Annotated in this window: 13 protein-coding genes; 3 read left to right on the top strand and 10 right to left on the bottom strand. The window is 57.4% G+C overall.

The genetic code is table 11. The annotated features are described in order from the left end of the window. Positions 1–32: 32 nt before the first annotated feature. Positions 33–755: a dihydromonapterin reductase gene (gene folM, locus ACJ8IL_RS01165; protein ID WP_025302971.1), complete on the bottom strand. Its 723-nt coding sequence runs from the start codon at positions 753–755 to the stop codon at positions 33–35. A gap of 184 nt (positions 756–939) precedes the next feature. On the opposite strand from folM, the gene ACJ8IL_RS01160 reads away from it, so the two are divergent. Continuing rightward, a complete protein-coding gene (locus ACJ8IL_RS01160) occupies positions 940–1,350 on the top strand; it encodes a hypothetical protein (RefSeq protein ID WP_049295707.1) in 411 nt (136 codons plus the stop codon). 99 nt (positions 1,351–1,449) lie between these two features. Here ACJ8IL_RS01160 and ACJ8IL_RS01155 read toward each other — a convergent pair whose 3' ends face one another. The 4 genes from ACJ8IL_RS01155 to ydgH all read right to left on the bottom strand — a co-directional run bounded on the left by ACJ8IL_RS01155 (position 1,450) and on the right by ydgH (position 5,169). Then, entirely contained in the window at positions 1,450–1,845 is a 396-nt protein-coding gene (locus tag ACJ8IL_RS01155) for a pyridoxamine 5'-phosphate oxidase family protein (protein ID WP_025302969.1), read from the bottom strand. A gap of 33 nt (positions 1,846–1,878) precedes the next feature. Then, a complete protein-coding gene (locus ACJ8IL_RS01150) occupies positions 1,879–2,364 on the bottom strand; it encodes a hypothetical protein (protein WP_060433148.1) in 486 nt (161 codons plus the stop codon). Between the two features lie 218 nt (positions 2,365–2,582). Further along, on the bottom strand, positions 2,583–3,974 hold the full coding sequence (locus tag ACJ8IL_RS01145; RefSeq protein ID WP_049207475.1) for an amino acid permease: 1,392 nt from the start codon (positions 3,972–3,974) through the stop codon (positions 2,583–2,585). A gap of 244 nt (positions 3,975–4,218) precedes the next feature. Continuing rightward, positions 4,219–5,169 carry a DUF1471 family protein YdgH gene (gene ydgH / locus ACJ8IL_RS01140; protein ID WP_004938291.1) on the bottom strand — a complete coding sequence of 317 codons (951 nt, stop codon included), beginning with the start codon at positions 5,167–5,169 and terminating at the stop codon, positions 4,219–4,221. Between the two features lie 537 nt (positions 5,170–5,706). On the opposite strand from ydgH, the gene pntA reads away from it, so the two are divergent. Both pntA and pntB read left to right on the top strand, forming a co-directional pair. Continuing rightward, a complete protein-coding gene (gene pntA / locus ACJ8IL_RS01135) occupies positions 5,707–7,236 on the top strand; it encodes a Re/Si-specific NAD(P)(+) transhydrogenase subunit alpha (protein WP_049207477.1) in 1,530 nt (509 codons plus the stop codon). Between the two features lie 10 nt (positions 7,237–7,246). Then, positions 7,247–8,641 carry a Re/Si-specific NAD(P)(+) transhydrogenase subunit beta gene (gene pntB, locus ACJ8IL_RS01130; protein ID WP_089180957.1) on the top strand — a complete coding sequence of 465 codons (1,395 nt, stop codon included), beginning with the start codon at positions 7,247–7,249 and terminating at the stop codon, positions 8,639–8,641. 57 nt (positions 8,642–8,698) lie between these two features. On the opposite strand, the gene uspE is transcribed toward pntB, so the two are convergent. The 5 genes from uspE to ACJ8IL_RS01105 all read right to left on the bottom strand — a co-directional run bounded on the left by uspE (position 8,699) and on the right by ACJ8IL_RS01105 (position 13,040). Continuing rightward, entirely contained in the window at positions 8,699–9,661 is a 963-nt protein-coding gene (gene uspE / locus ACJ8IL_RS01125; RefSeq protein WP_004938281.1) for a universal stress protein UspE, read from the bottom strand. Positions 9,662–9,787: 126 nt separating this feature from the next. Beyond that, positions 9,788–10,552, bottom strand: a complete 765-nt coding sequence (locus ACJ8IL_RS01120; protein WP_004938278.1) for an FNR family transcription factor — start codon at positions 10,550–10,552, stop codon at positions 9,788–9,790. Positions 10,553–10,823: 271 nt separating this feature from the next. Further along, on the bottom strand, positions 10,824–11,348 hold the full coding sequence (gene ogt / locus ACJ8IL_RS01115; RefSeq protein ID WP_025302963.1) for a methylated-DNA--[protein]-cysteine S-methyltransferase: 525 nt from the start codon (positions 11,346–11,348) through the stop codon (positions 10,824–10,826). 219 nt (positions 11,349–11,567) lie between these two features. Continuing rightward, a complete protein-coding gene (locus tag ACJ8IL_RS01110) occupies positions 11,568–11,879 on the bottom strand; it encodes a hypothetical protein (RefSeq protein ID WP_173890650.1) in 312 nt (103 codons plus the stop codon). Positions 11,880–12,185: 306 nt separating this feature from the next. Beyond that, a complete protein-coding gene (locus ACJ8IL_RS01105; RefSeq protein ID WP_025302961.1) occupies positions 12,186–13,040 on the bottom strand; it encodes a tagatose bisphosphate family class II aldolase in 855 nt (284 codons plus the stop codon). Positions 13,041–13,043 lie beyond the last annotated feature (3 nt).

Raw genomic sequence — 13,043 nt, 5'->3', positions numbered from 1 at the left:
GCCCGCGACGTTGCGCCATGCGGATCTTGGCGTCAGCGCAGCGGCCGGCCGCCGTCGACGCCGTGGGTGCGGCCGGTGACGTAGCGGCTTTCCAGCAGGTAGTTCACCAGATTGACCACTTCACTTTCGCCGGGCGCGACCTTCATCAGCGATTTCGCCAGCGCCTGCTGGCGATAGGCTTCGTCGTCGCCCGGATTGAAGATGATCAGCGCCGGCGCGATGGCGTTGACCTTGACCTCCGGCGCCAGCTTGCGGGCAAACGAACGAGTCATATTGTCCAGCGCAGCCTTGCTGGCGGCGTAGGCGATATGCTTGTCGCTGCCTTTTTCCACCACGTAGTCGGTGAGATGGATAATGTCGGCGCCAGCCTGGCCCTGGCCGGTCAGACAGGATTCGAGCAGCTGGTTGAGCAAATAGGGCGTGTAAACGTGAATTTGCAGCATTGCTGCCATTACCTGTTCCGGCGGCACCTCTGGTGACTCGGCCTGCCAGGCGCTGGCGTTGTGGATCATCGCGCGCAGCTTGGGCGCCACTTGCCGCACCTGGTCGGCGAAACGGTAGATACCTTCATGTGTGGCAAAGTCGCCCTGAATGCAGCGGGCGCCCAAGGCCTGCAACTCGGCCATCGCCGGATATTCGCTGCGATAGGCGATAATGACCGGAACGCCGCGCTGGAGAAACGCTCTGGCGAGCGCCAGCCCTATGCGCCGCGCGCCGCCGGTAATCAGCACCGGGGCAGAGTTGGGGTGTTCCATTGATTAAAGCTCCTGGACAGACTGGCAAACAATAGGGGAATTATGCCATCATACGGCGGAAAGTCGTTAAAGCTTCGCATGATTATCCATTTCTGGATGTAAGATCCCCAATGCATTTCAGGTTGCCGTCCGGCGGCGGCTTGAAAGACCACGGGTTAACACTGGCCATGAGAGGAATGAGGGGATGAACAGCAATCACCTTGCATCCATCGCGCGCAGTGAGAAAATCTGTTTTGACTACATGGATTTTCTGTCCGCATCGTGCAGGAAGCACTGGCGCTTTGTTGATGCTATTTATGGTGTGATGCCGATCTTCGGCATGGTGTTGAAATCGCGCGTGACCACGTCACAAACGCGCAAAGAGCAGTTGAAAGAGCTGGCGCTGCAGGTGGTGTCAACGCAGGTTAGCGATGAAACCAATATCGTGCGCCTGATTGACCTGGCGCAGCAGCAGGGCCTGACGGTATTTGATATTCAGCTGCCCTATGCGCTGGAGGCGCAACAGCTGGCGGCCATTCAAAAAGAGTGCGCGGAAGGCATTGCGATCACCCTGGTGGGTGAGCGAATGACCGTCACCATTCCCCCTAAAAGCTGACCGGGAATCAACCCGGCCGCCCGTTCATGGTTAGGCAATTGACCTGCTGCGATCGCCTAACCATGAACGTGAAATTTCACGCCGCGTGACGCGTGCTGTCTAAAGTCGGGTCCCGGCATTGGGACCGGAACGCAGGGTGTAAATACTGTCTATATGTATTAACACCGCGTATTTCGGCGGATTCATCCCGTTTTTTTCTGCAAATGCCAGCGCCTCGTCAAACGGTTTGCCCGTCAGAAACAGTTCGGGTGTACCAACGAAGCGGTAGCCGTCCAGTGCCTCGCGGTCGATGACCACAACGGCCATTTTCGAGCCTTCCTTGATGTTTTGCAGCGTTTGGCCACCGGTATTTTCGTTGTAAATCAGTGTACGGTCATCATAGAGGCGCAGAGAACGCTTGGGGCCGATATCGGGCACGCCGCTCGGGCTGCTGGTTGCCTGCACTGGCAGCTGTTTAGCCAGCATCTTCTTCATCTCGTCATTCAATTCATTCATGGGCAGATTACCCCTCAGGTTGATGTGTCACTGTTAATGCACGGTGGCGGAATGGTGGGTAGCGGGCGCGCAGATGCTGGTTTCCGGCAGACGGTGCTCGCGCAGTAAGTGCAGGGTTTCAATCCTGAAGCGCAGCAGGTGCCGCTCAGCGATCTGCTGCATCTGTTCGCACAGCGACGAATCGGCCAAGAGTTGCTCGATAGCGACTCGGGCCCGATGAACATGCAGCTCGACGCCGCGCAGAGGCTTCTGCCGCAGGCGCAGATGGGTGATGTTGTTGAACGTGACGATCAGCGCGGCAAGGGCAGACTCGAAAATATTCAGCGCTTCAAATCTGGCGGTATAGTCCGCATTCAGCCAAGGCTTCTCGGCGATGATCGCCTGAGCCCCCTCCAGCGCCTGTTGATAGCTGGTCATCGCCTGGCGATCGTGCCGCTGATTAAACGCCGTGTTGCCCTCGGCGATCAGCGCCTCCCAGGCGGCAAACAAAGGTAATGCGTGCAGCAGTTTCTCAGCCATGAAATGCCTTCCATTTTAGCCTGTCTTCATCCGCCGCCTGACGCCTCTCGCCAGGGGCACTCGCGTCTTACCATTAATCAATAAATGATAATGATAATTAATTGCATTTGAGATCGCAAGCGTGGCGCATGGCTGACTGTGCAAAGGGGGGGAGCGTGGTAGCAGGGAAAAAGAGGAAGCAAAATGCGGCTGACGGGCAGCCGCATTGACGGGGCACTTTAGTGCAGCATAAACCAGCCGGCGGGCAGCGTGGCCACCAACAGCAGTAAGATACTGCCTTTTTCCAGGCGATTCAGCAGATTGATATCCTGATGGCCGCGGCGGGCGTACATGAACACCAACAGGCCCGGCGCATACAGCAGCACCGACATCAGCAGGTGCATCAGGCCGGAAGCGTACAGCAGCCATAAACCATAGACGCAGGCGCCGGTGGCGGCGAAGATCAGGCGTTTGTCGCGGCGGCGGTAAGCCACCTTGAACAGAAATGCGCCGACCAGGAAGTAAGGCACCAGGATCATTTCCGACGCGATGGTCAACAGCGAGTTGTAGTTGCTACCGGTCAGCCAGATCAGCACCAGCGCCAGCTGCACCGCGATGTTGGTCAGCCACAGCGAAGACGCTGGGGCGTGATGGCGGTTCTGCTTGCCGAACACGCGCGGAAACGCGCCGTGCTGTGCGGCCAGCAGCGGCACTTCCGCCGCCATGATGGTCCAGCTGAGGTAGGCGCCGCACACGGAGATGATAAGACCGGCGGCGATGATCACGTCTCCCCACGGGCCAATCAGTTCCACCATCAGCACCGCCATCGACGGATTGCGCATGTCGGCCAGTTCGCTGCGTGGCACCACGCCCAGCGACAGCAAGGTGACCATCAGGTACACCGCCAGCGCCGACAGCACTGCCAGCATGGTGGCGCGGCCCACGTCTTTCTTATTGCGGGCGCGAGCAGAAACCACCACGGCGCCTTCCACGCCGATAAACACCCACAGGGTGATCAGCATGGTGTCCTTGACCTGTTCCCACACCGGCTTGCCGAGGGCGACACCTTTGAAATCCAGCGTGAACACGTCCATTTTGAAGGCGATCGCCGCCAAAACGGCGAACATCCCCAATGGCAGCAGCTTGGCGAGGGTGGCCGCCAAGTTAATGCTGGCGGCAGTTTGCACGCCGCGCAGTACCAACGCGTGCACGATCCACAGCAGGGCGGATTCGGCGATCAGCGCCTGCCAGGTATTGCCGTCACCGAGAATCACGTTGCCGCCGCGATCGGTGAAAATACTCAGCGCCGCGAACACGATCACCAGATACGAAACGTTGGCGATAACGGCGCACAGCCAGTAACCCCAGGCGGAGCAGAACCCCATCAGTTCGCCGAATCCCTCTTTGGCGTAGGTGAAGATGCCGCCGTCCAAATCCGGGCGCAGGCGCGTAAGCAGCAGCATGGCGAAGGCCAAAAACAGAATGCCGACGCCGGTGATCCCCCAACCCAGCAGCAACGCGGCGGGGCTGGCGACCTGCGCCATGTTTTGCGGCAGACTGAACACGCCGGCGCCCAGCATCGAGCTGAGCACCAAAGCGGTTAGCGCGGTAAGACCGAGTTTTTTTTCCAATGACGGATCCTGAACGCAGAATAAACAACTGGAAGGGAGCTGCTTGGCGGCAACAATGTATTAACAACCACTGCGCGAATAGACAATAGCCCTAAAAATTGGCGCAAATTTTACGGAGGGATGATTAGAGATGCAATGATTGAATATGCGGAATTTACAAAAAACTATTCAACGTGCGATGAAAAAAGCGGCAATAAAAACGGGCAGCTCAAGGGCTGCCCGATGGTAAACCGAAAAGCGGGTTTTATTTGAACAGATCGGCGCTGACGGTCAGGTTGCCGCCGCTCTTGTTCTGCCACTGACGGGTAACGTGGTAGTACTTGGCGCCTTTCTCGGCCGCGCGTTTCGCCACTTCGGTGGAGACATCGGTCATGCTGTTGAAGTGGCCGGTGAAGGTGACGGAATCGAACGGCACCATCTGCGCGGCGGTCACGTTGTTCACTTCCTGGATCTTGGTGCCGTTAGGCAGCGTGACGGTATAGCGCTGGCCGGTAGAGGACTGCGTTTCGAAGAAACGGCCCACTTCGCGGCTTGGCGAACCGGAAGACGCGACGCCAGGGATTTCGACTTTCGCGGCTGCGGCACCACCGGCGGCCAGTGCGGCGCGGCCGGCGTCAGAATCAGCCGGGATAGCGTCCGGGCTCTGCACGCGGCGTTTCGGCGCATCGGCCTTATAGATGTACGCGGTGACGAACTGGTTGCCGCCGGAGTTGGCGTCAACCTGGCGCACGATGAAGAAGGATGCAGCGCCTTTTTTCTTCGCTTCTTTGGAGATGGCGTCGTTGATGTCCGGCTGGCTGCGGTAGAAACCGCTGACGCTCACGGTATCGTAAGGCTCCAGCAGATAGGCTTCCTCTTTAGGCAGTTCGTTCACGCCGTTAAATACGCGGTATTTTGGTGTTTTGCTCACTTCTGGCGCATCTTTATGATAAAGGTCTGCGGTGACGCGCCAGTTGCCGCCGTTGTTGCTGTTGTTGCTGTCCTGGATATAGAAGGAATCGGCACCCAGTTTGTCTGCACGGCGGGATACGGCGTCGACGGCTTCATTGATGGCATTGAAGCGGCCGGTAATCGTGATGCGATCAAACGGCTTCAGCGCCGCTGCTTTCTCAGGAGTTAACTCTTGCGCCGCATGAGCAGACAGCGCGGTGAGTGATAACAAGGCTGACGCGATGATCGTGGTCTTCAGCTTCATAAAAAATCCTTTCGCCTAGCGCATTAACGTTTATAACGTACTGAACTATTTAAGTGTAATTCAGCCGTCGATTATTACATGTAATTCTGAAAACTGTCTCAGCATTTTATGTTATCCCGTGCGACAAATCGCTTACGGTGACGCGGGCCGCACGGATGGCGCCATCATCATAAGTTTCCATAATAAAGGCTTTGGTGTCATTAATGTTAATTATTCACAAAATGATAACTTTTATGCTTTTTCACCGCACGTGGCCATCAATCGTTACGCCGGGCGTAAACCTCTTGTCACGCAGAATGTGCTGTTCTGTATGGATTTTTTCACAGTAAATTGCGATTTGTCATATCACGCGCGGCATTTTTATGTAAAAACAGAGCTGAATGCGTAAGCAATTATGGATCATCGACCTTATTTTCAGTAGGTTATAGTTGGCGTCTGAAATCAGTGCGGGCAAGTTAACGCCTTGCTCGCCGGTGGCGTCGTGCTATGGGCAGGAAAATAATAAACATCATCCAAGACAGGTGAGAAGGGAACATTATGCGTATTGGTGTACCAAGAGAGCGGTTGGCCAATGAAGCCCGGGTCGCAGCCACGCCGAAAACGGTGGAACAACTGCTGAAGCTGGGTTTTACCGTCGCGATTGAACGCGGGGCGGGCAAACTGGCCAGTTTTGACGACGTCGCCTACGAAGCCGCCGGTGCGGCGCTGGTCGACGAAAACGAAGTGTGGCAGTCGGATCTGATCCTGAAAGTCAACGCGCCGCAAGACGACGAGATCGCCTTGATGCGCGAAGGCAGCACGCTGGTCAGCTTTATCTGGCCGGCGCAAAACCCCGAGCTGATGGCCAAGCTGGCGGCGCGCAACGTCACCGCGCTGGCGATGGATTCGGTGCCACGCATCTCGCGCGCCCAGTCGATGGATGCGCTGAGCTCGATGGCCAACATCGCCGGCTACCGCGCGATCGTCGAAGCGGCGCATGAGTTCGGCCGCTTCTTCACCGGCCAGATCACCGCCGCCGGCAAAGTGCCGCCGGCTAAGGTGATGATCATCGGCGCCGGCGTGGCCGGCCTGGCGGCGATCGGCGCTGCGGGCAGCCTCGGCGCCATCGTGCGCGCCTTCGACACCCGCCCGGAAGTGAAAGAGCAGGTGCAGAGCATGGGCGCGGAATTTCTCGAGCTGGATTTTGAAGAGGAAGCGGGCAGCGGCGACGGTTACGCCAAAGTGATGTCCGAAGCCTTTATCAAGGCCGAGATGGCGCTGTTTGCCGCACAGGCGGCGGAGGTTGATATCATCGTCACCACCGCGCTGATCCCAGGCAAACCGGCGCCGAAGCTCATCACCAAAGAGATGGTGGCGTCGATGAAGCCGGGCAGCGTGATCGTCGATCTGGCGGCGCAAACCGGCGGCAACTGCGAACTGACCGTGGCCGACACCATTACCGTGACCGACAACGGCGTGAAAATCATCGGCTATACCGACCTGCCGAGCCGCTTGCCGACCCAATCTTCGCAGCTGTACGGCACCAACCTGGTCAACCTGTTGAAGCTGCTATCGAAAGAGAAAAATGGCGAGATCGACATCGATTTCGACGATACGGTGATCCGCGGCGTTACCGTGGTGCGCAGCGGTGAAGTCACCTGGCCGGCGCCGCCAATCCAGGTCTCCGCCCAGCCGAAAGCGGCACCTGCCGCTGCACCGGTCGCCAAACCCGAAGCCAAACCGACCTCGCCGTGGCTGAAGTACGGCCTGATGGCCCTGGCGATCCTGCTGTTCGGCTGGCTGGCGGACGCGGCGCCGAAAGAGTTCTTGTCGCACTTTACCGTGTTCGCGCTGGCCTGCGTGGTCGGTTACTACGTGGTCTGGAACGTCAGCCATGCGCTGCATACTCCGTTGATGTCGGTCACCAACGCGATATCAGGGATTATCGTGGTCGGTGCGCTGCTGCAAATTGGCCACGGCGGCTGGGTGAGTTTCCTCTCCTTTATCGCCGTGCTGATCGCCAGCATCAACATTTTTGGTGGATTCACCGTCACTCAGCGCATGCTGAAGATGTTCCGCAAGAACTAAGGGGTAACAAATGTCTGGAGGATTGGTTACAGCTGCATACATTGTTGCCGCTATTTTGTTTATTTTCAGCCTGGCGGGCCTGTCGCGTCATGAAACGTCGAAGCAGGGCAACCTGTTCGGCGTCGCCGGTATGGCGATCGCGCTGCTCGCCACCATTCTGGGGCCGGATTCCGGCAACGTCGGCTGGATCATCATCGCCATGATCATCGGCGGTTCGATCGGCGTCTATCTGGCGAAGAAGGTCGAGATGACCGAAATGCCGGAACTGGTGGCGGTGCTGCACAGCTTCGTTGGCCTGGCCGCGGTGCTGGTCGGTTTCAATAGCTACCTGGATCACGGCGCGCCGATGGAACCGGTGATGGCGAATATCCATCTGACCGAAGTGTTCCTCGGCATCTTTATCGGTGCGGTGACCTTCACCGGGTCGATCGTCGCCTTCGGTAAGCTGCGCGGCATCATCTCTTCCAAGCCGCTGATGCTGCCGAATCGCCACAAGCTGAACCTGGCGGCGCTGGTGATCTCGTTCTTGCTGCTGGTGGCATTCGTGCGCGCCGACAGCGTGGGCTGGCAGGTGGTGACGCTGCTGCTGATGACGGCGATCGCGCTGGCGTTCGGCTGGCATCTGGTTGCCTCGATCGGCGGCGCCGACATGCCGGTGGTGGTGTCGATGCTCAACTCTTACTCAGGGTGGGCCGCGGCCGCGGCGGGCTTCATGCTGAGCAACGATCTGCTGATCGTCACCGGCGCGCTGGTGGGCTCTTCGGGGGCTATCCTGTCTTACATCATGTGTAAGGCGATGAACCGTTCGTTTATCAGCGTGATCGCCGGCGGTTTCGGCAGTGACGGTTCATCCACCGGCGATGCCGAAGAGATGGGCGAATACCGTGAAACCACGGCGGAAGAGGTGGCCGAGCAGTTGAAGAACTCCACCTCGGTGATCATCACCCCGGGTTACGGCATGGCGGTGGCACAGGCGCAATATCCGGTGGCGGAAATCACCGAGAAACTGCGGGCGCGCGGCGTGAAGGTCCGTTTCGGTATTCACCCGGTCGCCGGGCGCTTGCCGGGCCACATGAACGTGCTGCTGGCGGAGGCGAAGGTGCCGTACGATGTGGTGCTGGAGATGGATGAAATCAACGAAGATTTCCCGGATACCGACACCGTGCTGGTGATCGGCGCCAACGACACGGTGAACCCGGCGGCGCTGGAAGATCCGCGCAGCCCGATCGCTGGCATGCCGGTACTGGAAGTGTGGAAAGCGCAGAACGTGATCGCGTTCAAACGGTCGATGAACACCGGCTACGCCGGCGTGCAAAACCCGCTGTTCTTCAAGGAGAACACTCAGATGCTGTTTGGCGACGCCAAAGACAGCGTGGAAGCGATTCTGCGGGCGTTGCAGAAGTAAAATTGGGCAACCAAAGAAAAACGGGCCGCTTAGCGGCCCGTTTTTTATGCGCGAAGCTTAATCTTCGTCGTCGTGTTCGTCGTCTTCATCCGCCTCGATCGGGCAGTTGAAGTTTTCCGGTTTAATCACCAGCAGGTCGCATTTCAGATGATCGATCACATGTTCCGCGGTGTTGCCGATAAAGGCGGCTGAAATGCCTGTGCGGCCCAAGGTGCCCAGCACCACCACGCCGGCCTGCAGGTGTTCGGCCAGATCGGGGATCACCTCTTCCGGCAGGCCTTTTTCTACGTGGGTGAACTCTTCCTTAATGCAGAATTTCTGCCGCAGCGCTTTCATGGCGATCAGGTGCTGGCCGCGAATGGCGTCGTTGTAGACGCTCGGGTCGAAGTCGGGCAGTTCGATGGCGATGTTGATCGGCGTGACGGGATAGGCGCCGACCAGGTGAACCTCGGTCTGGTTGACGTTTTGCGCCAGTTCGACGGTTTCTTGCACCAGTTTGATATTGAGCGGGTCGTGATAGGGTTCTTCGCTGGCCAGGTTGACCGCCACCAGCGCTTTGCCGCCTTCCGGCCAGGGCTGGTCTTTCACCATCCACACCGGGCAAGGGCATTTGCGCAGCAGGTGCCAGTCGGTGGGGGTAAAGATCACCGACTCCAACCGGTCGTGCTGGTGCGCCATTTTCAGCAGCAGGTCATGTTGGCCAGAAAGCACTTCCTGAATGATGGCTTCGAAGGGGCGGTTATGCCAGACCACTTTGATTTCGATCGGCACGCCGTCGTTGAGATAGAAACGACACTGCTCGTTGATCCAGGCGGCGCGTTGGCTGATCACACCTTGCCGCATCGCCGTTCTTTCGTCCGGGGAGAGCAGGGTCGTCATTTCGTAAGAGAAGTCGTAAATGGGTAGGAAGGCTTTGATGCGCCCGCCGTTCCGTTTTACCAGGTACACGGCGCGGCGCAATGCCGGCTGATCGTCCTGATTGGGGTCAATAGCCACCAGAAGATTCTGATACTTCGCCATAGGGCCTCCTTACAGCTGAAATCAACAGTCTGTTAATTTACAGAGTAACCCAACATTGAAAAACAGAACAACAACAGAAGCGTGCCGGATCAACAATTTCGGTGAAATGTTGATCCGGCAGGGGAATTAGGCGTTGACGGTCACGTTGATACGTGGCGTTCCGGCCAGCACCGACAGGGCGTCGGCATTTTCGATGGTGATGTATTTGCCTTTCACGCTGAGGATTTCGCTTTTCTGGAAGCGGCCCAGCAGGCGGCTGATGGTTTCCACCGTCAGGCCGAGGTAGTTGCCGATGTCGCCGCGGGTCATGGTCAACCGGAACTCGCGTGGTGAGAAACCGCGCTCCGCGAAGCGGCGCGACAGGTTGTAAACGAACGCCGCCAGGCGCTCTTCGGCGTTTTTCTTCGACAGTAGCAGGATCATGTCCTGATCGCCTTTGATCTCGCCGCTCATCAGCCGCATGATCTGCTGACGCAGGTTGGGCATTTTGCCGGACAGATCGTCGAGGGTCTCGAACGGGATCTCGCACACCATCGAGGTTTCCAGCGCCTGGGCGAAGCTCGGGTGCTTCAGGCCGCCGATGGCATCGAAGCCCACCAGGTCACCCGCCAGGTGGAAACCGGTGATTTGCTCGTCGCCTTGCTCGGTGATGGTGTAGCTTTTGATGGTCCCGGAACGGATCGCGTACAGCGATTTCAGCTCGTCGCCGGCCTTGAACAGGGTCTGGCCTTTCTGGATGGGCTTTTTCCTCTCGATAATGTTGTCGAGCTGGTCCAGCTCGTGAGCATTAAGGGTGAAAGGAATGCACAGCTGGCTGATGCTGCAGTCCTGGCAATGGATCGCACAACCACCAGACTGGATACGACGAATCACGCGTTTTTCCGGGATCATAGATTACGCTCATTCAATAATTGATATGAGTCAATTTTAACATCTTTTGCTGCAGCTGATAAGGGTGGCATTAGCATGAATAGGGGTATTGTGTGCGAATTTTGCGCACACATGCCGCCGATTATTCTGTATGGGACTGAAGTTATGAGTATTATTTGTGACTTATGCGTTTTATTCACACAAGCTATTAATAGTACCCAAGTGGTCACGCGCGCGGCGTAGAGCAATGTGTTTTATTAAGCAGCGCCAAACAATGGCGCTGGATAGGTGGCTACAGCAAATTTTTCGGCAGGTAGCCTTCGTGCTGCAGCAGCCACTGCTTGCGTTGTACGCCGCCGGCATAGCCGGTCAGCGCGCCCTGCGAACCGATCACTCGGTGGCAGGGCACCACGATGCTGATCGGATTTGAACCGTTGGCCATGCCGACCGCGCGCGAGGCGGTCGGACGGCCGATGCGTTGCGCCAGTTGGCCGTAGGTCAGGATCTCGCCGCAGGGGATTTGGCGCAGCTGTTGCCACACGGTGCGTTGGAACTCGGTGCCGGCAGTCATCACCGGCAACCGATCGATAATGCTCAGTTCACCGGCGAAATAGCGCTGCATGGCGTCGGTCAGCCCGCTGGGATCGCGCTGTTCGCGCAGGGTGAAGCGATCGGCGCGGTAGTGGGTATTTAGCAGCTTCATGAGGCGCGCTTCGTGATCGGTCCAGTCAATCGCCCGCAGGCGCCCCTGTTCATCGGCAATCAGCACCAGTTCACCCACCGGCGTAGCGGTACGATCAATCAAAAAAGTCTGCATCTGGATCACTCCTCGGTTTAGTGTGGGGATTATCGCATGAAACGGAGGGAGACGATGGCGGATTTCGGACATGTTGATGGGCAACCGCAGGGTTACCCAAATAGGCGGCTCAGGGGAAGCCAGGGAGTCATTGTTCGACGAATTTATAAAATAAATTTATAAGTTATCAAGACAAGTTGTTTCTTGTTTATTATTTCATCAAGCATTGACACATTGGGGTTACTTATAGCTGATGGTCACACGCTTTAAATAGGGATTGTTATTCACCATTTCACTGGTGACGGCAGAGACTAATTCTTTTGGCATCTCTTTTAACGAAGAAGAAATATACCCGTTCTGATATTCCGTCACTTTGCCGAAACAGTTGGAGATAAGCTGTTCATCCTGATGTGTGATGGCGCAGGTTGGCGTAGTAATGGCGCCGGTGAAGCGCACGACGCCGGAGGCGACCTGGCTTCCGGAAAGCGGTTTTGCTTGCAGAGCGAAGGGCAGAATGACCAATGCGCTTAATACGGCTAAGTAATGGTTCATACGCTGTTCCTCTTAGAGTAAAGAATGCTGCCAATTAAAAACAAGCATGCTTGTTTTCATTAAATAAGCTATTTCGTGTGGCGAAATAAAAACGAATGGGCAAAATTCCTACTGCCTTCATCCAATGGATTTGATAATAGGGAGGTAGGGTGAGCAAAACCATGATTTGGATCATAGTGAAGACCGGTTAATGGTTTCCGGTGCGGGCAGGGTAAAAGGCTGTGATCGTTCTCTCAGGAAAGCGGGGAATGGCGGGATGTTTTCGCCCCCGTGGTGTAACGGCAGGAACCGGGGGCGAGCGCGGGCTTACAGCATGCCACTGCTGCCGCAGATGCGGATCTTTTCCGCCACCACTTCTTTCATCGCCAGCTTGCCGGGGACGATGTATTTGCGCGGATCGTTAGCATCCGGGTGCTGCGAAAAGTAGCTTTTTACCGCATCGGCGAAGGCGATTTTCAGTTCGGTAGCGACATTGACTTTGCAGACGCCGAGCGAAATCGCGCGCTTGACCATCGCTTCCGGAATGCCGGAGGCGCCGTGCAGCACCAGGGGCACGTCCACCTGTTCGCGGATCAGCGCCAGGCGCTCGAAGTCCAGCTTCGGCTCACCGTGATACAGGCCGTGGGCGGAACCGATCGCCACCGCCAGCGAATCGATGCCGGTGGCGGCGACAAACTCGCGTGCCGCCATCGGGTCGGTATAGAAGCTGTCCGCGGTATCGACGATCAGATCGTCTTCCTGCCCGCCCAGGCGGCCCAGCTCCGCCTCCACGCTGGCGCCATAGCGGTGGCACAGGGCCACTGCGGCGGCCACCTTGGCGATGTTCTGCTCGAACGGCAGATGGGAACCGTCGATCATCACCGAGCGGATACCACTTTTCACCTTGTGCTCGATGTCGTCCAGCTCTTCGTGATGATCCAGATGCAGCGCCAGCGGCAAATCGTAGCGGTGCGCGGCCGATTGGCAAATGCCGATCAGGTAGTCGGTGCCGGCGTAGCTGAAGGTGCCGGGCGTGCCGGCCATGATCACCGGTGAGCGCAGCTCGGCGGCGGTCTCCGCCACCACCTGCACGGTTTCCAGATTGTGGACGTTAAACGCCGGAACGGCGTAACCCTGGCGCTGTGCCTTGAGCAGCATTTCTCGATTGGCTATCAGATACATGGG

The sequence above is a fragment of the Serratia sp. CY47444 genome, assembly GCF_052168635.1.
Taxonomy (GTDB): Bacteria; Pseudomonadota; Gammaproteobacteria; order Enterobacterales; family Enterobacteriaceae; genus Serratia; species Serratia bockelmannii.
This window is presented reverse-complemented; position numbering and strand designations above follow the sequence as displayed.